Here is a 22,706-nt window from a genome sequence, read left to right as displayed (position 1 = left end):
ACAGGGTTTGGCTAAAGCGTTGGGCGCAAGATGATTCCATTAAAAACGGAAAATGGATAAACTGGTTATTTTATTACAATTAAATAAAAACAATGGCTTAAATTCACACTTTTTGAATGAAGCGAAAAAACGTATAATTCGCCACTATTGATGTTTACAGGCAGCCTGAAAGCTGTTTTCAGGCTGCCTGCACTTTTTTAATTGGGAAAAACACGATGAACGCTTTATTAGAAGATTTACAAGCACGCGGCTTAATCGCGCAAACGACTGATATTCAAGAATTATCCAAATTGTTGGACGAAAACAAAATCGCCCTGTATTGCGGCTTTGACCCGACCGCCGACAGCTTGCACATTGGGCATTTGCTGCCTGTGTTGGTGCTGCGCCGTTTTCAAAATGCGGGGCATACGCCTGTGGCTTTGGTGGGCGGCGCGACGGGCATGATTGGCGACCCGAGTTTTAAAGCGGTGGAACGCAGCCTGAACACGCCCGAAACGGTGGCGAGTTGGGTGGACAGCATTCGCAATCAGTTGAAACCATTTTTGAAATTTGACGGCGAAAATCCTGCGATTATGGCGAATAATGCGGATTGGTTTGGCAATATGAATTGCTTGGATTTTTTGCGCGACATCGGCAAGCATTTTTCGGTAAACGCGATGTTAGCAAAAGAATCGGTAAAACAACGCATTGAGCGCGATGATGTGGGCATTTCGTTTACCGAATTTGCCTACGCATTATTGCAAGGCTATGATTTTGCAGAATTAAATAAACGCCACAATGTGCAATTGCAAATCGGCGGCAGCGACCAATGGGGCAACATCACTTGGGGCACGGAAACCACGCGCCGTTTGAACCAAAAATCGGTACACGGTTTGACTTTGCCACTGGTAACCAAAGCGGACGGCACCAAATTCGGCAAAACCGAAGGCGGCGCGGTGTGGTTGAACGCCGCAAAAACATCGCCCTACCAATTCTACCAATTCTGGCTGAAAGTGGCGGACGCTGATGTGTATAAATTTTTGAAATATTTTACCTTTTTGTCTGTTGAACACATTGACGAAATTGAAGTAAAAGACCAAGCCAGCAAAGCGAAACCCGAAGCGCAACGCATTCTCGCCGAAGAAATGACGCGTTTGATTCACGGCGAAACGGCGTTGGAAGCGGCGCAACGTATTACCGAGAGTCTGTTTTCGGGCGATGAAAGCGGCTTGACCGAGCAGGATTACGCGCAATTGGCGTTGGACGGTTTGCCTGCGACCGAAGTTTCAGGCAGCCTGAATGTGGTGGAAGTGCTGGTGAAAACGGGTTTGGCGCAATCCAATAAGGAAGCGCGTGAATTTGTGAAAAATGGCGCGGTGTTGCTCAACGGCGTGGCGGTGGTGGCGAACAATCCGAATCACGCGGCGGAAAAACCCGATGATTTGTATTTGTTGGGTGATGAGCATAAGCGTTTTGGTAAATACACGATTGTGAAACGCGGCAAACGCAATCACGCTTTATTGGTTTGGGCGTAAATTTCAGGCAGCCTGAAAACTGAAAATTCAGTATCAAAATTTTTAATACAAAAATCCGTGTAAGCATAAATCTATGTTTACACGGATTCTTTATTGACTCATTACCAAATTTGATGAATCCAGTTGTTGATTTCTGTGCTGACTTTGGCACCCAAACCACGCGTTAATAAACGCATAAAATCATCTTGCTGCGGCGTGTAATCCACCAATTTTTCGGCTTTCACCACATCACGCGCCACGCTGTACACATTGCCAAAATCATCCACCAAACCCACTTTGCGCCCTTCTATGCCTGTGTAAACGCGCCCGCTAAATAAATCGGGATTTTCCGATTCTTTCAATTTTGCGCCACGTCCAGCGCGTACGGCTTTGATGAATTCTTCGTGAATTTGGTTGAGCATTTGTTGCCAAATCGCTTGTTGTTCGGAGGTTTCGGGGCTGAATGGGTCGCCCATGCCTTTGTTGTTGCCCGCAATGCGTTGGCGGCGTTTGACACCTAATTTGTCCATCAAACCCGTTGCGTCAAAACTGCTGCCAATCACGCCTATGCTGCCCACCAGTGTGGACGGGTCTGCGTAAATTTTATCGGCGGCGGCGGCGATGTAGTAGCAGCCTGAAGCGCACATGTCTTCCATGACCACATATACAGGTATGTTTTTCTTCAGATTTTTTAAGCGTTGAATTTCCTGAAACGCGATATTGGACACCACAGGCGAACCCCCAGGGCTGTTGGCGCGGATAATAATCGCTTTGGCATGCTTATTTTTGTACGCTGCTTCCATGCCATCGCGCAAAATGTCCACATGGTTCACAAATTCATCGCCGCCAATCACGCCCGACAATTCTATCACCGCCGTGTGTTCACTCTGAGCGGCAAGGCTGTTTTGTCCGTTTGTGTTTTCTGAATTACCACCTTGCATCGCCCCCATCAAAATGCTGAAAAAAATGAATACGCCTACACCGCGCCAAATATTGCGCCACAAACGGGCGCGACGTTGCTCTTTATAGGCTTCCAATAAGACATCGCGCAGGGTTTGACGTTCCCAGCTTTCATTTTTTGGAGTGGTTTCGGGGGAATGGGGTGTTTTGTCTGTACGGTGAATGCGAAATTCCATAATAGTCTCTTGATTCAAAAGTCAAAATTATAACAAAAAATTTAAGGCAGCCTGAACATGATTTTTTCAGGCTGCCTGTTTTATTGAAACATCAAAAAAATTGATGAAATTACACGCGCTTCCAAGTTTGGCAACGACCCGCAAATCTCAAACCAATATAACCACAAACTTTCAAAGAGTTACCATTTACAGTAACGTGTGCGCTATAGGTGCGACCGCTTTTGGGGTCATGGATTTTACCTTCGTATTCATTTGCACCATCTGGTTTTAAATTCCACAAAATGGTGCGACCTACCAGTGATCCTGGTTTTTTGCAGCTTGGGCAATTGGGATCTACACCTTTTGCGACACCAACTACGCTGCCAGTAGAACCATTAATTGCAATAATGGCTTTGGGTTTACCATCTTTATCATCAAAATTTTGCCAGCGACCGTTGATGTCAGCTGCAGAAGCTGTCAAAGTGGACAATACCAAAACTGCAGCCAATACTGTACGTTTCATTCAGAAACTCCTTCAAAAAAAGTTGCCTATAGGATAAGTAGATATTTTATTCCTAAAGTGAAAAAACAGGCAAGTATTTTTACATATATGCCTGTTTATATGTATATTATTTAACCATCAGAAAATTTGATTAATGCTCACGCGCATGATTGATGGTGTATTTGGGGATTTCCACCACCAAATCAGTGTCTGCCACACGTGCTTGGCAGCTTAAACGCGAATCGGCTTCCAAGCCCCATGCTTGGTCAAGCAAATCTTCTTCTAATTCAGTGGGTTCTGTCATGCTGTTGTAACCTTCTCGCACAATCACATGGCAGGTGGTGCAAGCGCATGATTTTTCGCAAGCATGGTCAATATCAATATCATTTTGCAACAAAACATCGCAAATGGTTTCGCCTGCGGGTGCGTTTTCAATGGTTAAACCTTCGGGGCAGAATTGTGCATGGGGTAATACGGTAATTTTTGGCATGGTTTTGCTCTTTAATATAGATGTGTGTAAAAAGTGTATTTTACCTGTTTTCAGGCAGCCTGAAAGCAATTTTGCTACAATATTACCTTATTTTATTTAGGGAATTATAAAAATGGATGTATCCATTTTTTTGTTGCTTATTGTGGGATTTTTGGCAGGGCTGATGGATGCGGCGGTGGGCGGCGGCGGTTTGCTGCAATTGCCTGCGCTCATGGGTTTATTGCCCAATGCGCCGATTGCCACTGTGTTTGGCACGAATAAATTGGCTTCATTTTTAGGCACCAGCATGGCAACCACGCAATTTATTCGCAAAATTCGGGTGCCGTGGAAAATGTTGCTGCCTGCGGCGGTATTGGCGTTTATTGGCTCATATATAGGTGCAAAATTAGTAACTTATGTGCCTGTGCAATATATGCGTCCTGCCATGTTGGTATTGATGTTGTTGATGTTTGTGTACACATTTTATAAAAAAAATTTGGGTCAAACGGTGCGTGAACACGCTTTAAGCCATCGGGAATATGCGATAGGTTTGCTGTTTGGTGCATTAATTGGTTTGTATGATGGGATTTTTGGGCCGGGAACGGGCAGTTTGTTGGCATTTGTGTTTGTGCGATTTTTTGCTTATGATTTTTTGACCGCGACCGCGTCTGCCAAAATCATCAATCTCACCACCAATTTAGCCGCCTTGAGTTTTTTTGTACCAAACGGACATATTTTGTGGGATTGGGCGATTCCATTGGCATTGGCAAATGTGTGCGGCGGCATGGTGGGGGCGCGATTGGCGATTTTGGGCGGCACGCGTTTTTTGCGACATGGGTTTATGGTTTTACTGGTGGTGATGATGGCGAAATTTGCTTGGGATACGTTTTGATTAAAACATATAGTCGTAGAAATGAAAATGCAGTACAAGGCGACAACGCCCGCCGTGTACGAATAGTACATCAGGGCGTTGGCAACGCCGTACTGCTTTTTCAGTTCTGCGACTATAAATCATCAATTTTTTTGATGAGCTATTAAAACAAGGCAGCCTGAAAGATTTTCAGGCTGCCTTGTTTTAAAATAAAATAAAATAAAATCATCAATTTGCATTCAAATAACGCCGTAAACGATACGCATCATCGGGTGCAATTGAGGCTTGTAAAGGCGTAGAATAAATGCGCCAATCCACCGCATTTTCCAAAGGCAAAGTGTATTTTTCTCCCGCTTTCATTTCGGGAATATTGAATGGCTCATTTTCCAAAGTCGCGCTCACGCTGTCATCATCAATCGCGTGTACGGTAAACCACATATGCTCCGCCGCTTCGGTACTGTCTGATTCGCAACGAATTTTCATCATATAACCCCATTTGCCTTCTTCGGGGGCGTGGCGTTTCAGGCAGCCTGCAAACAGGGGCAGTTTTTCTTTGGCTTGATAAAACATGCGCATGGTTTCGCTATTGGGCATCATGGTCATCATGTGGTTTTTTTCGTGAACGAGCAAATCGCCTAATTCACTGAAATTCATTACTTTGCCATTCATGTCCGCCAAAATCACCATAGATGGCTCGGTGTGAATATCGCCGTCTTCGCGCTCACTCAAATCGCCCGAAAATGGCTCCATTTTTTGTTTAAACAAGCCTTTTTTCATGGGTGCAAGTGCGTCTGATTTCAAAGCGTCTTGCCACGCCATCAGGCGCACGGCAATTTCTTGTTGCTCGCTTTGGGCGATGGTAAAGGCTTCATCTTGTTGCCAAATTTTGGGATTGTCCAGCAGACAATTTGCCAGCGAACTCATCACTTGCTGCACACAGGAAACTTGGTCGCGGCGCACGCGCAGGGCTTCCAATTCGGGCAGCCCAAATTTGAGCAAACCATGCGTGTGCATCCAAATATCATTTGGCTGCTCATCTGATGTAATGACATGAATCACATAATAAATTTCGGGGCTGGGCGGCACAAGGCTTTTCGCCATTTCTGCCAACCAAGTACCGCTAAAAAATTGGCTCGATACCAAATCTTGCAGCGCGTAACATTCGCCCGCAATCGCGTCCATCACCGCATATTGCAGCAAAACATGGGTTTGTCCCCAATCTTCGTTCACATACATCAGGCATTCTAAAATTTGCGTGGCTTGGTGCATTTCCATGCGCTCGTCTTCCAGCAAATTGCGGTTGCGGTATTCGGCGGCTTCGTAAGCCCATTCTTCGGGTTCGGTATTTTCATGCAGCCGCACTTCAAACATAAAATGCGTGGAAAACACCTCGCCGTCCTCGTCCTCATCTTGTGAACTGAAGACAATCATAAACGATTGCCCATCTTCGCTGGCTTCCACCGCCACCAATTCGTCCACATCTTCACGCGCCAATACTTTTTGTAAACGCGCTTCAATGGTCGCCACATCAAATTTCGGTAAGCGGTTTTTCATTGCCGCCAAATAAATACTTGGCGCGGCATAATCGCCGTTTTTCAAATCATCGTAAATGCTTAAGTTGGCACTGTAGCTCATGATAGCCCCTTGTTTTGAAGAATAAAATTAGGATTGGGAAACACGTTTCAGGCTGCCTGAACATGATTCATCAATATTTTTGATGAATAAATGATTTGCAAAATAAAAAGGCAGCCTGAATATATTTTTCAGGCTGCCTCCATTATTTCACATCACTGATTATTATGCAAAATCGCCACCAAAACTCATTGCGCCAGTTTCCGCGCTGCTGGTTTGGGCGCGGAAACCTGCAAACAATTCGCGTCCAATTCCGTGCGTGTTTTTAGACAAATCAGGCGCAGGCACCACGCGTGCGTCAAATTCAGCCGCGTCCACCAACACATTCAATTCGCCCGTGTGCGCGTTGAAACGCACCATATCGCCTGTTTGGATTTTACCAATGCCGCCGCCCATCAAGGCTTCTGGCGACATGTGAATCGCGGCTGGCACTTTGCCACTCGCGCCCGACATGCGACCATCGGTTACCAAAGCCACTTTTTGCCCACGGTCAAGTAAAATCGCCAAAGGCGGCGTGAGTTTGTGTAATTCAGGCATACCGTTGGCGCGTGCGCCTTGATAACGCACCACGCAAACAAAATCTTTGCCGTCCAATTCGCCGCGTTCAAAGGCTGCCAATACATCGCGTTGGTCGTCAAACACAATCGCTGGGGCTTCCACAATAAAGCTGTCTTCTTTCATGGCGGAAACTTTAATCACGCCGCGCCCAATATTGCCTTTCATCAATTTCAAGCCGCCATCGGGCAAAAATGGCTTATCGTATTTGCGTAAAATTTCTTCATCACGGCTTTCCGCCACCGCGTCTTGCCATTGCAGGCTGCCTTCCAATAAAAATGGCTCTTGGGTGTACGCCGCCATGCCGTGTCCCACCACCGTGTCCACATCATCGTGTAACAAACCATTTTCGCGCAATTCACGAATCACAAAGGGCAAACCACCCGCCGCCGCAAAATGATTCACGTCTGCCTGACCATTTGGGTACACACGAATCAACAAAGGAATAATAGACGAAATTTCATCAAAATCGTCCCAATTCAAAATCACACCCGCCGCGCGCGCCATCGCCACCAAGTGCATGGTGTGGTTGGTAGAGCCGCCTGTTGCCATCAAACCAATCATCGCATTGATAAACGATTTTTCAGTCAGCATTTCGCCAATGGGTTTCGCGGTTTGATGGCGAATATCTTGCACCAATTGCACGGCGGCGCAGCGCGTTAAGGCTTCACGAATCGGCGTGTAGGGATTGAAAAACGCGGCGGCGGGCAAATGCAAACCCATAAATTCCATCATCATTTGATTGGAGTTTGCTGTGCCATAAAACGTGCAAGTACCAGGGCTGTGATACGAACCCATTTCGCTTTGCAACAAGGCATCACGCCCCACTTTGCCTTCGGCGAATAATTGACGGGTACGCGCTTTTTCCTTGTTGCCAATGCCGCTCACCATCGGGCCTGCTGGCGCAAACACCGCAGGAATATGCCCACACGACAACGCCCCAATCACCAAACCTGGCACAATCTTATCGCACACCCCCAAAAACATCGCCCCATCAAACATTTGGTGCGACAAACCCACCGCCGCGCTCATCGCAATCACATCGCGCGAAAACAGCGACAATTCCATGCCTTCATAACCCTGCGTAATACCATCACACATAGCGGGTGTGCCGCCAGCGACTTGGGCGGTGGCATTGTGTTTTGCCACTTCGTCTTTCACCCAATCGGGGAAATCTTTAAAGGGCTGATGGGCGGAAACCATATCATTGTATGCCGTGATGATACCGATATTGGGCACATCAGATTTTTGCATTTGAATTTGAATGGTTTTGGGCATGGCGGCGTAGCCGTGCGCCAAATTGGAGCAGCCCAATTGGTCGCGTTCCACGCGTCCGTGTTGTTTGGCAGCCTGAATGCGTGCTAGGTATTTTTCACGAGTGGGGCGGCTGCGTTCAATAATGCGTTGAGTGATTTCTGCTAATTTGGGGTGAAGTGGTTTCATGGTTTATCCTGTGAATTCAATTATTTGTTGAAATACATTTGCGTGTAATTTTGTAACATTATACAGGGAAATAGGGACTTGAGTAGGGGGGTAAATCAAGTTTTTTTGGATAAGTTTTGTAATATTATTACGAAAATCATTCAGGCAGCCTGAAAAGAAATTTTTCCCCAACAGTGCACAGTCTTTAGGGTAAAATAATCCGTTTTTAGTCAAATTTTTGGATTGATTTTATGGAACAACTGTTTGAGTTTCTCAAAGGCTACACGGATTTCCGCTTTGACATTATTTGGGAATACCGCCACATGTTTCGTGATGGCGCGTTGATGACCTTGAAAATTACCGCGATTGCGATATTTTTTGGGACGATTTTGGGTTTACTGGGGGCGTTGGCGCGGATTATTCGCTTGGAAAAAGGCGGGATATTTGCCAAAGCGATTACATGGGTGCTGCGTAATGTATCGCTGTTGTATGTTACCCTGTTTCGCGGTACACCTTTGTTTGTGCAGATTTTTATTTGGCACTTTGTCTGGTCGGTGGCATTGATTAATCCAAATGATGGTTTGTTGATTAGCAGCGATTTGGCGGCGGAATTGCGCCGTAATTATGGTGCGTTGATTGCGGGGGTGTTGGCTTTGACGTTTAATGCGGGCGCGTACATTACCGAAATTTTCCGTGCAGGCATTCAGTCCATTGACAAGGGGCAAATGGAAGCGGCGCGTTCGCTGGGTTTGACTTATGCCCAAGCCATGCGTTTTGTGATTTTGCCGCAAGCCTTGCGCCGCATGTTGCCGCCGATTGCCAATGAATTCATCACTTTGTTGAAAGACAGTTCGCTGGTGTCGGCGATTGCGGTGGCGGAATTGGCGTATGTGCAAAAAACCATTTCGGGGCGATATTCTATTTATGAAGAGCCGCTTTACACCATTGCTTTGATTTATTTATTGATGACTTTGTGTTTAAGCTGGTTGTTCTCGTGGTTGGAGAAAAAATACAATCCGCAACATCATCATTAATTTATTGATTTTGAAATATTCAGGCAGCCTGAAAATATAATATTCAGGCTGCCTGAAGTGTTTTTTGATTGGGGGAATGAGCGAGGTGGGGGGCATTAAGTTGTAGCCGAATACAGAATGAAACTTTTGTAAATGATTAAATTAATTAAGCAATCATAAAAATGTCGGCTCTGAAAGCCGACCTACGTTTATTAAAATTAACTGATTGAAAAAATGGTTAATTGATTTCACGATTACTTTCAGGCTGCCTGAATTTTCCGTTCCCGAATCGGCAAATTGCACACCGCCGCCAATGCCATATCCGCATACCACATCCAACCATAATCACCAAACGCATAAATCGCCCAACCCCCCAAATACGCCCCTAAAAAACCACCAATTTGGTGCGACAATAATGTTAGCCCAAACAAGGATTTGACACCATGGGCATGAGCTGGTGTGGACATCATGATTCAATCATTCAAAAAACAAGAATTGTAGCGTGGATTGCGTTTTCAGGCTGCCTGAATGTGGGATTCTGTTAAAATAGGGTTTCTTTTTTGGGTAACCATTTGGCTACCGATTTTTTCAGGCAGCCTTTCACTACCCTACAAAAATAAAACATTGCCCACAATCGTTGAGATGCCACCTCTGCTCCCTCTCCTTTGGGAGAGGGCTGGGGAGAGGGAAAAGTCGTTGAGTATCGCCAGTTTTCCCCTCTCCCAAAGGAACAGGTGGGTGGCAGGAAAAATTTGTAGGGTAATGAAAGGCAGCCTGAAAACGCAAAAAAACCATGTAGGGTGCGCCGTGCGCACCAAATTCATGGAAAAATAAATCGGATAATGCGCATTTAGGTGCGTATGGCGCATCGTTATTTTTCAGGTAGCCTGCAACCCCCACCATCAAATTCACAATAAGAAAGACAATAAAAAATGAGCAAATTTAACGAACTCGGCTTGGGACACGAAATCACGTCCGCGCTCGCCGAACAGGGCTACGAAACGCCCACCCCCATTCAAACCGCCGCTATTCCCAAAGCCTTGGCAGGACACGATTTACTCGCCGCCGCGCAAACAGGCACAGGCAAAACCGCCGCGTTTATGCTGCCCAGCTTGGAACGCCTGAAACGCTACGCCAACCCCAGTACATCGCCCGCCATGCACCCCGTGCGCATGCTGGTTTTAACGCCCACCCGCGAATTAGCCGACCAAATTGACCAAAACACGCGCAATTACATGAAAAATCTGCCCCTTCGCCACACCGTATTATTCGGCGGCGTGAGCATGGATAAGCAAACCGCAGATTTACGCGCAGGCTGCGAAATTGTCGTGGCGACTGTGGGGCGATTGCTTGACCATGTTAAACAGCGTCATATCAATTTGAATAAAGTGGAAATTCTCGTTTTGGACGAAGCCGACCGCATGTTGGACATGGGTTTTATTGACGATATTCGCGCCATCATGCAAATGTTGCCCAAACAACGCCAAACGCTGCTGTTTTCGGCAACTTTTGCGCCCGCCATTCGCAAATTGGCGCAAGATTTTATGAACACCCCCGAAATCGTAGAAGTAGCCGCGCAAAACACCACCAATGCCAATGTGGAACAACACTTTATCGCCGTAGATGCTTATCGCAAAAGAGAATTATTGGAACGCCTGATTGTGGATTTACAAATGCCGCAAGTCATCGTGTTTTGCAAAACCAAACAATCCGCCGACCAAGTGGCGCGTGATTTGGCGCGGCGCAATTTGTCTGCCAACGCGATTCACGGCGACAAATCGCAACAAACGCGTTTGGAAGTGTTGCAGCAATTTAAAGCGGGCGATTTGCGCGTTTTGGTGGCGACCGATGTGGCGGCACGTGGTTTGGACATTGCCGAATTGCCTTTTGTGATTAATTACGAATTGCCCGTGCAAGCGGAAGATTATGTCCATCGCATTGGGCGCACAGGTCGCGCAGGCGCGGACGGCGTGGCGATTTCGCTGATGGACGAAAACGAAGTGAAAATGTATGAAGCGATTAAGTCTTTGACAAGAAACGAGTTACCCGTATCGCGCATTGAACATTTTGAACCGCGTTGGGATTTGCAAGTGGACGATGTTTCAGGCAGCCTGAAAGCCCAAATCAACCGTGAAGCTCCCCCGCCAGCAACCCCCCAAAAATCTGCCCCCAAACCGCAAAATCGCGCCGAGCGCAAATTCACCAAAGCCGTGCCAGCCAGCAAACCCGATGGTTTGACTTATCCGAAAATTGAAGGGCGTAGCACGCGGCGGCGTGGTCGTGAGCGGCGCACCTGTGCTTTATTACAACGCAATTTTGGTTTGGAATAATTCAGGCAGCCTGAAAACGATAATCTGCTTGACGAATACGGGTGGTTTGCGTAAAATCAATTTCTTCAGTCGGGGCGTAGCGCAGCCTGGTTAGCGCATCTGCTTTGGGAGCAGAGGGTCGTGAGTTCGAATCCCACCGCCCCGACCAAAATTCAAAAAACCGCATGATAAAAAAATCATGCGGTTTTTCTATTTTAGATTTGGCAATTTGGACAATAAAACGTGCCGCGTTGCCCCAAAACCGATTTTTCAATCAAGCCGCCGCATTTCAGGCAGCCTGAACCTGCGCGACCGTAAACCTTGTATTCTTGTTGGAAATAGCCGCTTTTGCCTTCGCTGTCCACAAAATCGCGCAGGGTGCTGCCGCCTGTGTCAATGGCGCGTTGCAGGATTTGTTTGATGGCGGCAACCAAGTTGGCACAATCTTGTAAATTCAATGATTTGGCGGGGCGATTGGGCAGCAAGGCAGCCTGAAACAGGCTTTCGTTCGCGTAAATATTGCCCACGCCGACCACGATGGCGTTGTCCATTATCATCAATTTGATGGCGCGGCTTTTGCCTTGCAATTTTGCCAACAAATATTCGGGCGTGAACTCGTCCGACAACGGCTCAACGCCCAAATTTTTCAGCAAATCATGGTGTTCCGCCACGCCCGCGAGCCACAAAATTGCCCCAAAACGGCGCGGGTCGTGGTAGCGCAACACCGTGCCGTCATCAAACACAAAATCCACATGGTCGTGTTTGGACGGCTCGGGGGCTTGGTCGCGCCAAATCCGCAGGCTGCCTGACATGCCCAAATGCACAATCAACACACCTGTATCAAATTGAATTAACAAATATTTGGCGCGGCGCGTACAATTTTGGACGGTTTGCCCCTGCAAAGTTTCCGCCAAATCGGCAGGAATTTGCCAACGCAATTTGGCTTGGCGCACAAGGGTTTGAGCGATTTTTTTGCCGCGTATGTGTGGGGCAATGCCGCGTAGGGTGGTTTCTACTTCGGGGAGTTCGGGCATAATAATTCTCCAAATATTTCAGGCTGCCTGAAAGCAGGGTTTCAGGCAGCCTCAATTGGATTGTAGAACATGTAGGTTGAGTTTTGACCCAATATATCAGCCCATTTTAGAGATGTATGTTGGATTTTCAATCAAACTACGCTTGTTACCAAAAGATTAACCTTTGGTTCGTACTAAAAAGCACCAAGCCTGATGACCATATTCATGGGCATCTAAAACTTTATTAGGATTATTGCGTACCTTACGATAGCGTGTGCAAATCCATTTAAAGCCTTTTGGAGCTTGTCGTGTTTTTTGAGACATATCAATGTCCTTCCTACATTTTAAAAATGTAAAAAACCCCTACCACTTGACGAAAATGTAGACAAAAACACAATTTTGGATTTAAAATTCGTTTTACATCGCAAATGTAAACGCAGTTTTAAATCTCTATGTTTTGCAAACAGTGGGTAAGTACAACTGCTTTGGTAGATAAGTTGGTAGCTTACCTACCACTACTTTATTAAAGACGGCTTGGAATGTTGGTAGCATTTCAAGTCGTTTTTATTTTTTAAAATGGCAATTTTAATTGTACTGGCTCACTCGTTATACCAAATAATTGCAACATTATGTCAGCAAAGTAATCTGCTTGTATTCGGCATCATCTAATTCAGTGATAATATAACCCTCTGATTGCATATAAATAGGTTTATGATTAAGAATGATATGCCCAATTTCATGGAATAAAGTTTGTAAATCTTTTTGTTTACCTTTTTTTGCGCCGTCAAAAACTCGTTTAGGTATCTGTATTTTTCTCTCCATAGGGATACTCTCTCCCCTTTTTAAAGAACTATGAGTTTTATCCCAAATTGAGTTTTTTTCTATATGGATAGTAATATTAAACTCAGGATTAACCGACAAAACATCAATCATTTGCTCAATTTTATTAAGGCTTAAACCATTATTGATTAAAGTAATAAAATGTTGAATAGCTTGGTGGGCAATTTCATTATGATTTCTTGCTTGCACAAGATGTCCTCTTAATGTGTATTGTTGTTCATTTAAACTCATTTGTTATTTAACTCCAGAATTTTTTTAATTGCATCAATCTGTTCTTGTGTTAAATCACTCTGTGCAAATGCCACAAGTGTTTTTTGTTTATTCATATCTAACCCTTCCAAATTCATCTGCCCATTAGCCAAAATAGCGCTTTCTTCAAGCGAAGCTAAATCGTCTGAATTTGCACCTTTTGAAATCAGGTATTCTCTGATAACAGGTACTAAATCCATAGGAATTTTCTTGACACCAGTTTCTATGGCACTTAAAAAAGAAACCGTTTTTTTAATGCCTTGTGCCATTGTAGATAAAGTTTCTCCTGTATCTATCCTCGCTTTCCTAATGGTTTTTCCAAAATCGTTTAACATAATAAACTCCAAAAAATAAAAAGTTAGTTATAAAAATCCAGCTTACAAAATGTGTTTGCTAAAATTTTTTTAAAATAACTTCGTAATCAAAAAAAATGTGCGTAACATTTATAAAAACAGATTATACTCAAACAAGAAAATAATTTCAACTATAAAGGAGAAATTATTTTCTTAGCATATATTAATTCATTGATTTAAATTTAAAAATTCTTTCAGTAATCTTTTAACCGAAATCGGCTTCGGCGTCTTCAACTCCTGCGCAAACAACGAAACCCGCAACTCCTCCAAATCCCACCCAAACCCTTTCAGGCTGCCTGAAACCGCCAAATTCTGCCTTTGCAAACCAGCCACTTTCTCCGCCCACATCGTTTCCAGCTCCTGAATATCCGCTTCTCGCGCCATATCACGCGCAGGATTTGCGCTGTATTTGTCCACCCGCAAACTCATCGCCCGCAAATACACAGGCAAACGCGCCCATTGCGCCCACGGCGTACGGCTGGCAAAACCCGCACCCAGCAACACATTCAGCCGTTCACGCAACAAAGGCGTGAGCGGATGTTTGCCCAATTTCGCGTTTAATTCGGTGTAGGCGGCTGTAATCTCGCCCAAATAACGGCTCACCGCTTCTTTGACCGCAGGCAGCCTGCTTTTCGCCCTTTTGATTTGTTCTTTAAAGGCTTTTTCATTGCGCGGCAACTCGTCTTCGCCAATAAAAGCGCGGTCGCAAATCGCGGCGGTCAAATCGTCTTTCAGCACATCGGGCGCAATGTGTTTCAGCAACATCGCCGCCTGCGTGTAGCCCTGAATGCCCTTGTTCAAATCTTTCATGTGGTCTTTTAATTGCATTTGAATCAATTTAATCACGCCTTTGCGGTGCGCCTGTTCCGCCGCCAATGCCGTGTCAAATAGGCGTAAAGACACCGTGCCGTCTTTTTGCGTTTGTAGTGCCAAGTAGCCCGTGAGTTGCTGTTTGCCACGCGCAAATTTAATGCTTTCAGGCAGCGTGCCGATTGTCCAATCGGTAATGTTGTCGCGCTCAAATTCCTGCGTGTTGTCGCGGAAGGTAACGGCTGCGGCTTGTCCAAGTTGTTGTTGTAACTGAATTAAATCGCGGCTGCTGGCGAGTTCCTGACCGCCATCGTCCACCACGCGCAAATTAAAATAACAATGTTCAGGCAGCCTGAAAGCCGCCCATTCGTCCAAATTAATCTGTTCCAACAAACGCATATCGCCTGCGTGTTTGGCAATCGCGTGGGCGAGTTGTGGCAAAATCGGTGCGCTTTGGTCGGGTTCGCTCAACAAAAATTGCGTTACAAAATCAGGTACAGGCACACACACGCGGCGGATTTGTTTCGGCAAGGCTTTGATTAACAAGGAGAGTTTTTCGCGCAACATGCCTTGCACCAGCCATTCCAATTCATGCGGATTGATGCGATTTAACACGGTCAGCGGCACGGTCAGCGTTACCCCGTCCAATGGGTGATGCGGCTCAAAACGGTAGGACAATTTGAATTTGCCGTCCGCGTTGTGCCAAAATTTGGGGAACTGCTCTTCCGTGATGTGCGCGGCAGCATGTTGCATTAAATCTTCTTTGCTTAAAAACAAAGATTTGGGGTCGCTGGTTTTCAGCCACGCTTCAAAAGTGCGCAAATCGGCAAGCGGTTTCGCTTTCAGGCTGCCTGAAACTTTTTTCGGGGCGCGATTTGCCCCCTCCCCCGACTGGCGGGGGAGGGCTGGGGTGGGGGTGGTATTTTCGGTTGCAACGGCATTTGTTTTATCCGCGCCATTTTGCCCCCACCCTAACTCTCCCCCGTTGAGGACGGGGGAGGGGACAGATTGCAGGCTGCCTGAAAGTTTGGCGGATTTTTCAGACGGCACATAATTTTCAGGCAGCCTTTTATCATAAAAATCAAACAACACTTCTTCATCAACCAACACATCTTGTTTACGCGATTTATTTTCTAAATCAATAATTTCTTTGATTAATTTTTTGTTATGCGTGAAAAAGGCAGCCTGCAAATCACAATCCTGAGCCACCAACGCGCCACGAATAAACAACTCACGCGCTTCGGCTGGCGCAACCTTGCCATACGCAATCGGACGGCGCGGCAAAACCGTTAAACCATAAAGGGTTACGCGCTCGCTGGCGACCACTTCGCCACGTTTGCGCTCCCAATGCGGCTCAAAATAATGATAACGCACCAAATGCCGCGCTTCCTGCTCTATCCATTCGGGGTCAATCGCCGCCACGTCTCGTGCGTAAAGTTTTGATGTTTCGGTTAATTCTGCCGCCATGACCCATTTCGGCTTGCTTTTAAACAAGGCAGACGTGGGAAACAAATGAAAATGCGAACCGCGCGCGCCCGTGTAATCGTGTCCTTCGGGCGATTTCATGCCCACATTCGCCACCAAACCCGTCAGCAAAGCGCGATGAATTGGCTCGTAAGTGCTTTGTTTTTTCGCTTGAATTTGGGCGAGATGATTTTTTTTGTGGATTTGTTTTTGCTTGGCTTGCGCTGAAATATCCGCATTTTCATCAATTTGCGCTTTTTCAAACACGGACAAATTTTCAGGCTGCCTGAACGCGTGTTCTTTCGCTACCAAACCCATTTCCACCGCAATTTCCGCCAGTTGTTTATGCAACTCGCGCCACTCCCGAATCCGCAAATGCGACAAGAAATATTGATGACACCATTGAACTAATTGCTTATTGGTCAAACCCTTATCGCGCTCGCGCTGGAAACTGTCCCAAATATTCACATACGCCAAAAAATCCGATTGTTTATCCGCAAAACGCTCGTGCGCTTTGGCTGCCGCTTCGCGCACTTCAAGCGGACGTTCTCGTGGGTCTTGAATGGACAATGCCGACACAATAATCAACATTTCCGCCACACAATCATGCACTTGTGCCGCGATTAACATGCGCGAAATTTTCGGGTCTATCGGCAAACGCGCCATTTGTTCGCCCAATTTGGTCAATTCATTGCGCTCGTTTACCGCGCCCAATTCCTGCAAAACCTGAAAACCGTCATTGATGTAACGCTGGTCGGGGGCTTCCAAAAACGGAAATGCCGCCACATCGCCCAATTTTAAGGCTGCCATACGCAAAATCACCGCCGCCAAATTGCTGCGAATGATTTCAGGGTCGGTAAACGCAGGTCGTTGATTAAAATCATTTTCCGCATACAAACGCACCGCCACGCCAGCCGCCACGCGCCCACATCGCCCCGAACGCTGCCGCGCCGCCGCTTGCGAAATTTTCTCAACGTGCAACTGTTCCACTTTTGCCCTTGCGGAATAACGCTTGACACGCGCCAAACCCGTGTCTATCACATATTTAATGCGCGGCACGGTCAGCGACGTTTCCGCCACATTGGTCGCCAAAATAATGCGCCTTTGCGAACCCGTTGGGTGGAAAATTTTGTGCTGTTCTTGCGCCGATAATCGCGCAAAAAGCGGCAAAATGTCGTCATTTTTGCGTAATGGTGATTTGCGTAAGGCTTCGGCGGCTTCCCGAATTTCGCGTTCGCCCGCCAAAAAAACCAGAATATCGCCTTCGCCCAAACGCGCCAATTCGTCCGCCGCATCTACAATCGCGTCTGCGATTTCAATTTCCGCTTCGTCTTCATCTAAAGTATTGATAGGACGATACAAAATTTCTACGGGAAAAGTGCGTCCGCTCACTTCAATCACGGGTGCATGGTTGAAATGTTGCGAAAATCTGTCCGCGTCAATGGTGGCGGACGTGATGATGATTTTTAAGTCGGGACGAGACGGAAGTAGTTGTTTTAAATAGCCTAATAGGAAATCAATATTCAGGCTGCGTTCGTGGGCTTCGTCAATGATGATGGTGTCGTAGGCGGTTAAAAAACGGTCGGTTTGCGTTTCGGCAAGCAAAATGCCGTCCGTCATCAATTTAATGGCGGAATCGCGTGAAATTTGGTCGTTGAAACGCACTTTGTAACCGACCGCTTGCCCAATCGGGCTGCCCAATTCTTCGGCAATCCGTTCCGCCACCGAACGCGCTGCCAAACGGCGTGGTTGGGTATGCCCAATCAAACCTGCCGCGCCACGCCCCAATTCCAAGCAGATTTTGGGGATTTGCGTGGTTTTGCCCGAGCCTGTTTCGCCACAAATAATCACGACTTGATTGTTTTCAATGGCTTGGCGGATTTCATTGCGTTTGGCGTGAACGGGTAGGCTGTCATCAAAAGTGGGCGTTGGCAGATTTTGGCGGCGTTTTTGGTAGATTTCGTGGGATTTGGCGTATTTTTGCTGAACTTTTTCTATGCCACCGAATTTTTCAGGCTGCCTGAAAGCGGTTTTGAGAAAATGGCGGTCTTTGCAAAGAATTTGGTTTAGGTCAGGTTTCATGGTTTTGTTTTCAATCAAATTAAGTGGGCGCAATTATAGCAAAAGGCAGCCTGAAACCACTTTCAGGCTGCCTTTTGTATTTTCAATGATGTTTAAATTTGTTCGTTACCGAACCATTTTTCCACCAATTTTTGATAAGTGCCATCGGCTTTCACTTTTTCCAAGCCTTTGTTTAATTTATTTAAAATTTCTGTATTGCCTTTTTTCACGGCAAAAGCGAAATCTTTTTTCTCTTCGGCAACCAAAATGCTGCGGGTTTTGGGTGCGGTGGGGTTGCTTTGGGTATAGTTCGCCAACACCAAGCCATTGTCCAACACGCCGTCCACATTGCCCGCAAACAATTCTTTCATGGACAAATAATACGATTTGGTTACCACCACATTCGCTTCCGAACCTGTTAATTTGGTCGCTGTTTCTTTGGCGGACGAGCTAAATTCGTTTACTGCCAATTTTTTGTTTTTGAAATGTGTCAAATTGGTGATGGTTTTGTTGGCTTCTGTGTCTTGGATGTAAATCACATCGCGGTCGCTGTACATAAAAGGCTGGCTAAAATCCATTTGTGCGGTGCGTTCTGGCGAAATGGATACGGTGGATGACCAAATTTGAATGCTGCCATCATTTAGTGTTTGTTCTAAAGTGGTACGTGGTGCATGTTGTACGGTAATGTTAAATTCGCCTGCTTTGGCGACTGCTTTGAGTAATTCCATTTCAAAACCAATGGGTTCACCTTTTTCATCTTGATAATGAAAGGGTGGATAAGTTAGTTGGGAGCCGACGGTATAGGTTTGCCATGTTGGATTGCGGTCAGGGTTGTCGGCAACTGCGGCGGTGGACGCGGCGGTGGTTGTGCTGGTTGGTGTTTCGCTGCCACCGCAAGCGGTCAATAGGGCGACACTCAATAGGGTAAGGAATAAGGTTTTTTTCATAATGGGAATCCTGTTGATTTATGATTAATCCATTGTTTCAGGCAGCCTGAAGATTTTTTAATCAATTAATTAATCAAATAAAAATACTGTTTTTCAGGCAGCCTGAACATCTAACCATCAATATTTTACCCGAAAAATCGTTTGATACGAACAAATCATCATCAACACAGTTCCCAACATGGTTGCGCCCAGCATCATGCCTACCATCAGCAAAATAGAACCATCGTGCCAAAACGTAACCGCCCATGCCGCAAAAGCTGAAATCACGGATTGCCCAAATGAAAACACGGCGTTTGCGCTGCCACTTTCGTGATTAAAGTGTTGAATAAAAATGGTTTGTGCGTTTGCGCTAATTAAACCGTGCGACCCCACCGACAACACAATCCCCAATGCCAATGCCCACAATTCAGGTTCACGGTTAAACGCCAAAATCATCAGTAAACTGGCATTTGCCAGCAGTTGAATTAAGATACCGATAGAAATTACTTGTTGTGGTGCGTATTGTTGGGACAATAAATAGGCTGTCATGCGATTAAAAATTCCCATAGAAATCACATTTGCAGCTAATAATAGTGAGTAATGCAAAGGCGTTAAATCATATACTGTCATATACACATAGGGTGATTCGGTGATAAATACCATCATAGAGGAAAATGAGGCAGCCTGAATAAATAATAAACCCAATGCTGATTTATTAAAAAAGATGTGAAAGTAGCCGATAACAATTTGTTTAATGCGTTGCCAAATTCCCTTTTTCACTATTTTGCGGCTGGGCATTAAAAAATAAAAACACTCAAATAACAGTAATGAGTACAACAGAAAAAACACCATAATCATGCGCCAACCCAATTGCCAGTTTAGCCAAGTGCCAAACAAGGGGGCAAGCATGGGCGCACCCATTACTAAAATGGAAATTCGCGCATACATTTGCGCCAAATCGCTGTCCTGATAATAATCGCGCACCAACGCGCCCACCACAACCACCGCCAAACCCAAACCCGCCGCTTGCCACATACGCAGCATAACAAACCAGTCGGCAGATTTCACAAAAATCAAGGCAAAAGTGGATACAATGTAAATTGCCAAACCCGTCAAAATCACCGACCGCCGTCCGCTAATATCCGACCATGTGCCACCCAATAATTGCCCCATCGCCAATCCCAAACCAAAGCTACTGATACTACGGGTAATCATCGTAATATCAGTATGCAGTGATTTGGCAATGTCGGGCATGGCGGGTAAATATGAGTTAATGGAAAATGGCACCAGCATGGACAAACTCGCCAGCAAAATCGCCATTTTCAATGGACTCATAAAGGGAGTACGCGTTTTCATGATTAGAGAGTTGCAAAAAAATAGTCTATTCAAGTCGGCGCATAATAGCGGATTCTGGGGCAGTTTCATAGCGTTTGCATAGGATTTATGCGGTGTGCGCATGGGTGGGGGAGAATTTATGATTAAAATTCAGGGTAATAAGTTTGCAGGCTGCCTTACTTGTTTTTACCTATTTTTAACCGTTTTTTATGCTATTTGATGATGGGGTCATTTATCTTTGTGCGCGAAAATAGGTGCAGGCAGCCTGAAAACCCATTCCAATCAATTCATTTTGTTGCAAATTCAGTACGCTTATCCCAGTATTTATCTACACTTTTGGGCGAATCTATCAGCCTTTACTTGCATAACTCGTGCATAAATTTAAGAAAACCGTTAAAATCCAACCCAATGCTGTCTCAAAAATATACAGCAAATGATAGACAAGGAAAATTTATGTTCAACACACAAATTCGCAAAATCATTTTGGCAACCTTATTAGTAGGCGGTTTGAGCGGTTGTGCGGCTGGTTTGGTGGGCGGCGCAACGGCGGTGTCATCGGTGGCAGACCGCCGCACGGCTGGCTCGCAATTTGACGACCAAGCACTTGAGCTGAAAATCAAAGCCAAAGCCGAAGCACGTTTGCGCCAAATCACCACCACCGCCGTGAAACCCACTTTGTCCATAGTCAGCTACAACCATCGCGTGTTGTTGCTCGGCGTGGTCGGCACGGAAGCGGAACGCCAAGCGGCGGAAGAAATTGCCCGCGCCGAAGTGGGCGTGCAAAACGTGTATAACCATATTAGCGTGGTCAGCAGCAGCCGCACCTACACCAATATTGGCACAGACACGGTGGTTACTGCTCGTGTTCGCGCCAGCTTGTTGAATACCGATGGCGTGTACCCCGGTCATGTGAAAGTGGTTACTTATAATGGCATTACTTATGTGATGGGTTTACTCACGCCTACACAGCAAGAGATTGTTAATCAGCGCATCAGCACCACTGCAGGTGTGCAACGTGTGGTTACTTTGTATGAAAATTATGCCGATACCAGCCAGTGAATGGTGCCAGTATCCCCATTATCCTATTTGGGCAAGCATTCAGGCTGCCTAAATAGGATTTATCGTGGATAATTGAGATGAGACGGTGTGGGTTTGCCTTGTCGTTTCTTTCATTTAATCCAATTAATTTATTCCAGAAAATCAATTCATTATTTAAATAATATCTTTTCAGGCTGCCTGAAAACGGAAACAACCATGTCTGACGAATACGAATACGAAGATGACGAGCGCAAACCACGCATGACTTTTGGGCAAATACTTGCCAGTTTATTATTACTGGGGGTGTTAGTGGTGATAGGATTAATTGTGCTGGTGTATTTCAAATTAACCAGTCCAGTAGAACGCGTTCAAACTGCCCCCATTGAATCGTCCGCCCCTGTACGTCCTGTGGAGCGCATGACCCCAGACGGTAAACCTGCATTGGCAACTAATCCCGTTGCTCCAGAAACCAGTGCCAGCACAGCAAACAACGCTGCCAAAGCCGCCGATGAAGCCGTGAACCACATACAAGGCAATACCGCCGACAACGCCCCCGTTGAAGGCTTGAACAATGGCGCATTGGCTGGGGGTGCAGCCGCAGGCGTAACCGCCGCCCAGTTGAAAAAACAACGCGAAGCCGCCGCCGCTCGCCGCCGCGCTCGTGAACAACGCGCCGCCGAACGAGCAGCCGCCGCCAACGGCGAAGCACCTGCCCCACGCCGCAGCCGCAACCAAGCCCAAAACGAAGGCGAAGAAATCCCCTTGCAGCCGATTCAGCGCGGCGAACGCCGTTTAACGCCACGCAACACGCAAAGCGGCGAGCGTGAACTCACACCACGCAATCAAGGCGAACGACCACTCACGCCACGCCGCAGCAGCAATAATGCTGGACAAGCTGCCGAGCAGCCGCAACGCCCAATTCGTTTGAATCCGCCTGCGGAACAGCGCGAGCGACCACTCACACCCACACGTCCACAAGGTGGTAATAAATCAGAAATCAATGAATTATTTTAATTGAAAAATCATTATCTTGATTTTGAATTGAAGAAAATCTATAGGATTGAATTGACGCGTGAATGAAGTGGTAATATAATGCCGTCTTTCCTTTCAAGTAGGGTCGTTAGCTCAGTCGGTAGAGCAGCGGACTTTTAATCCGTTGGTCGAGCGTTCGAATCGCTCACGACCCACCAAATTTTACAAGCCTAAACAGTTGTTTAGGCTTTTTTCTTTGCTATC

At 46.1% G+C, this 22,706-nt stretch carries 18 protein-coding genes, 2 tRNA genes and 1 pseudogene; 8 read left to right on the top strand and 13 right to left on the bottom strand.

Annotated features, from left to right (window positions below; genetic code table 11):
• Positions 1-215 precede the first annotated feature (215 nt).
• Positions 216-1,514 (top strand): tyrosine--tRNA ligase, encoded by a 1,299-nt coding sequence (gene tyrS, locus Q338_RS04650; RefSeq protein WP_034292505.1) that lies wholly within the window; start codon positions 216-218, stop codon positions 1,512-1,514.
• Positions 1,515-1,615: 101 nt separating this feature from the next.
• On the opposite strand, the gene Q338_RS04645 is transcribed toward tyrS, so the two are convergent.
• The 3 genes from Q338_RS04645 to fdx form a co-directional block, all read right to left on the bottom strand.
• Complete coding sequence (locus tag Q338_RS04645; protein WP_034292503.1) at positions 1,616-2,629, bottom strand: S49 family peptidase; 1,014 nt, start codon at positions 2,627-2,629, stop codon at positions 1,616-1,618.
• 109 nt (positions 2,630-2,738) lie between these two features.
• Positions 2,739-3,131, bottom strand: a complete 393-nt coding sequence (locus tag Q338_RS04640) for a DUF2147 domain-containing protein (protein WP_034292500.1) — start codon at positions 3,129-3,131, stop codon at positions 2,739-2,741.
• Positions 3,132-3,261: 130 nt separating this feature from the next.
• The gene (fdx, locus tag Q338_RS04635; RefSeq protein WP_034292498.1) at positions 3,262-3,600 is read right to left on the bottom strand and encodes an ISC system 2Fe-2S type ferredoxin; all 339 of its coding nucleotides are present in this window, start codon (positions 3,598-3,600) and stop codon (positions 3,262-3,264) included.
• Positions 3,601-3,706: 106 nt separating this feature from the next.
• Here fdx and Q338_RS04630 point away from each other — a divergent pair, with 106 nt between their 5' ends.
• Positions 3,707-4,471 carry a sulfite exporter TauE/SafE family protein gene (locus Q338_RS04630; RefSeq protein ID WP_377896443.1) on the top strand — a complete coding sequence of 255 codons (765 nt, stop codon included), beginning with the start codon at positions 3,707-3,709 and terminating at the stop codon, positions 4,469-4,471.
• Positions 4,472-4,678: 207 nt separating this feature from the next.
• On the opposite strand, the gene Q338_RS04625 is transcribed toward Q338_RS04630, so the two are convergent.
• Positions 4,679-6,085, bottom strand: coding sequence for a DUF4026 domain-containing protein (locus tag Q338_RS04625; protein ID WP_051968493.1), 1,407 nt, complete (start codon positions 6,083-6,085; stop codon positions 4,679-4,681).
• Positions 6,086-6,247: 162 nt separating this feature from the next.
• Entirely contained in the window at positions 6,248-8,080 is a 1,833-nt protein-coding gene (edd, locus tag Q338_RS04620) for a phosphogluconate dehydratase (protein WP_034292494.1), read from the bottom strand.
• 230 nt (positions 8,081-8,310) lie between these two features.
• Between edd and Q338_RS04615 the strand changes: the two genes are divergently transcribed.
• The gene (locus Q338_RS04615; RefSeq protein WP_051968492.1) at positions 8,311-9,093 is read left to right on the top strand and encodes an amino acid ABC transporter permease; all 783 of its coding nucleotides are present in this window, start codon (positions 8,311-8,313) and stop codon (positions 9,091-9,093) included.
• A 239-nt stretch (positions 9,094-9,332) separates the two neighbouring features.
• Here Q338_RS04615 and Q338_RS04610 read toward each other — a convergent pair.
• Positions 9,333-9,506: pseudogene (locus Q338_RS04610) on the bottom strand (MFS transporter); the annotation flags it as partial.
• 498 nt (positions 9,507-10,004) lie between these two features.
• Between Q338_RS04610 and Q338_RS04600 the strand changes: the two are divergent.
• Both Q338_RS04600 and Q338_RS04595 read left to right on the top strand, forming a co-directional pair.
• Complete coding sequence (locus Q338_RS04600) at positions 10,005-11,402, top strand: DEAD/DEAH box helicase (RefSeq protein WP_034292489.1); 1,398 nt, start codon at positions 10,005-10,007, stop codon at positions 11,400-11,402.
• Between the two features lie 70 nt (positions 11,403-11,472).
• Positions 11,473-11,550, top strand: a tRNA-Pro gene (locus Q338_RS04595).
• Between the two features lie 46 nt (positions 11,551-11,596).
• Here Q338_RS04595 and mutM read toward each other — a convergent pair.
• The 7 genes from mutM to Q338_RS04565 all read right to left on the bottom strand — a co-directional run bounded on the left by mutM (position 11,597) and on the right by Q338_RS04565 (position 20,453).
• Positions 11,597-12,415, bottom strand: a complete 819-nt coding sequence (gene mutM, locus Q338_RS04590) for a bifunctional DNA-formamidopyrimidine glycosylase/DNA-(apurinic or apyrimidinic site) lyase (RefSeq protein WP_034292487.1) — start codon at positions 12,413-12,415, stop codon at positions 11,597-11,599.
• Between the two features lie 156 nt (positions 12,416-12,571).
• Entirely contained in the window at positions 12,572-12,718 is a 147-nt protein-coding gene (locus tag Q338_RS14775; protein WP_169815845.1) for a hypothetical protein, read from the bottom strand.
• A 303-nt stretch (positions 12,719-13,021) separates the two neighbouring features.
• Entirely contained in the window at positions 13,022-13,465 is a 444-nt protein-coding gene (locus Q338_RS04585; protein ID WP_034292485.1) for a hypothetical protein, read from the bottom strand.
• Positions 13,462-13,818 carry a helix-turn-helix domain-containing protein gene (locus Q338_RS04580; protein ID WP_051968491.1) on the bottom strand — a complete coding sequence of 119 codons (357 nt, stop codon included), beginning with the start codon at positions 13,816-13,818 and terminating at the stop codon, positions 13,462-13,464. The genes Q338_RS04585 and Q338_RS04580 overlap by 4 nt, the downstream gene beginning before the upstream one ends.
• A gap of 186 nt (positions 13,819-14,004) precedes the next feature.
• Entirely contained in the window at positions 14,005-18,192 is a 4,188-nt protein-coding gene (gene hrpA, locus Q338_RS04575) for an ATP-dependent RNA helicase HrpA (RefSeq protein ID WP_034292527.1), read from the bottom strand.
• 92 nt (positions 18,193-18,284) lie between these two features.
• Complete coding sequence (locus Q338_RS04570; RefSeq protein WP_051968490.1) at positions 18,285-19,118, bottom strand: transporter substrate-binding domain-containing protein; 834 nt, start codon at positions 19,116-19,118, stop codon at positions 18,285-18,287.
• Positions 19,119-19,235: 117 nt separating this feature from the next.
• Positions 19,236-20,453 carry a Bcr/CflA family efflux MFS transporter gene (locus tag Q338_RS04565; protein WP_034292483.1) on the bottom strand — a complete coding sequence of 406 codons (1,218 nt, stop codon included), beginning with the start codon at positions 20,451-20,453 and terminating at the stop codon, positions 19,236-19,238.
• Between the two features lie 432 nt (positions 20,454-20,885).
• Between Q338_RS04565 and Q338_RS04560 the strand changes: the two genes are divergently transcribed.
• The 3 genes from Q338_RS04560 (at position 20,886) to Q338_RS04550 (ending at position 22,660) form a co-directional block, all read left to right on the top strand.
• Positions 20,886-21,491, top strand: a complete 606-nt coding sequence (locus Q338_RS04560; RefSeq protein ID WP_034292481.1) for a BON domain-containing protein — start codon at positions 20,886-20,888, stop codon at positions 21,489-21,491.
• Positions 21,492-21,686: 195 nt separating this feature from the next.
• Entirely contained in the window at positions 21,687-22,484 is a 798-nt protein-coding gene (locus Q338_RS04555; RefSeq protein WP_034292478.1) for a hypothetical protein, read from the top strand.
• A gap of 100 nt (positions 22,485-22,584) precedes the next feature.
• A tRNA-Lys gene (locus Q338_RS04550) sits at positions 22,585-22,660 on the top strand.
• Positions 22,661-22,706 lie beyond the last annotated feature (46 nt).

Source organism: Alysiella crassa DSM 2578, from assembly GCF_000745955.1.
GTDB lineage: Bacteria > Pseudomonadota > Gammaproteobacteria > Burkholderiales > Neisseriaceae > Simonsiella > Simonsiella crassa.
This window is presented reverse-complemented; position numbering and strand designations above follow the sequence as displayed.

What these genes read in the sequence shown, in the direction of transcription:
- tyrS (WP_034292505.1), top strand. Translation starts at nt 216, where the DNA reads ATGAACGCTTTATTAGAAGATTTACAAGCACGCGGCTTAATCGCGCAA.
- Q338_RS04645 (WP_034292503.1), bottom strand. Translation starts at nt 2,629, where the DNA reads ATGGAATTTCGCATTCACCGTACAGACAAAACACCCCATTCCCCCGAA.
- Q338_RS04640 (WP_034292500.1), bottom strand. Translation starts at nt 3,131, where the DNA reads ATGAAACGTACAGTATTGGCTGCAGTTTTGGTATTGTCCACTTTGACA.
- fdx (WP_034292498.1), bottom strand. Translation starts at nt 3,600, where the DNA reads ATGCCAAAAATTACCGTATTACCCCATGCACAATTCTGCCCCGAAGGT.
- Q338_RS04625 (WP_051968493.1), bottom strand. Translation starts at nt 6,085, where the DNA reads ATGAGCTACAGTGCCAACTTAAGCATTTACGATGATTTGAAAAACGGC.
- edd (WP_034292494.1), bottom strand. Translation starts at nt 8,080, where the DNA reads ATGAAACCACTTCACCCCAAATTAGCAGAAATCACTCAACGCATTATT.
- Q338_RS04615 (WP_051968492.1), top strand. Translation starts at nt 8,311, where the DNA reads ATGGAACAACTGTTTGAGTTTCTCAAAGGCTACACGGATTTCCGCTTT.
- Q338_RS04600 (WP_034292489.1), top strand. Translation starts at nt 10,005, where the DNA reads ATGAGCAAATTTAACGAACTCGGCTTGGGACACGAAATCACGTCCGCG.
- mutM (WP_034292487.1), bottom strand. Translation starts at nt 12,415, where the DNA reads ATGCCCGAACTCCCCGAAGTAGAAACCACCCTACGCGGCATTGCCCCA.
- Q338_RS14775 (WP_169815845.1), bottom strand. Translation starts at nt 12,718, where the DNA reads ATGTCTCAAAAAACACGACAAGCTCCAAAAGGCTTTAAATGGATTTGC.
- Q338_RS04585 (WP_034292485.1), bottom strand. Translation starts at nt 13,465, where the DNA reads ATGAGTTTAAATGAACAACAATACACATTAAGAGGACATCTTGTGCAA.
- Q338_RS04580 (WP_051968491.1), bottom strand. Translation starts at nt 13,818, where the DNA reads ATGTTAAACGATTTTGGAAAAACCATTAGGAAAGCGAGGATAGATACA.
- hrpA (WP_034292527.1), bottom strand. Translation starts at nt 18,192, where the DNA reads ATGAAACCTGACCTAAACCAAATTCTTTGCAAAGACCGCCATTTTCTC.
- Q338_RS04570 (WP_051968490.1), bottom strand. Translation starts at nt 19,118, where the DNA reads ATGAAAAAAACCTTATTCCTTACCCTATTGAGTGTCGCCCTATTGACC.
- Q338_RS04565 (WP_034292483.1), bottom strand. Translation starts at nt 20,453, where the DNA reads ATGAAAACGCGTACTCCCTTTATGAGTCCATTGAAAATGGCGATTTTG.
- Q338_RS04560 (WP_034292481.1), top strand. Translation starts at nt 20,886, where the DNA reads ATGTTCAACACACAAATTCGCAAAATCATTTTGGCAACCTTATTAGTA.
- Q338_RS04555 (WP_034292478.1), top strand. Translation starts at nt 21,687, where the DNA reads ATGTCTGACGAATACGAATACGAAGATGACGAGCGCAAACCACGCATG.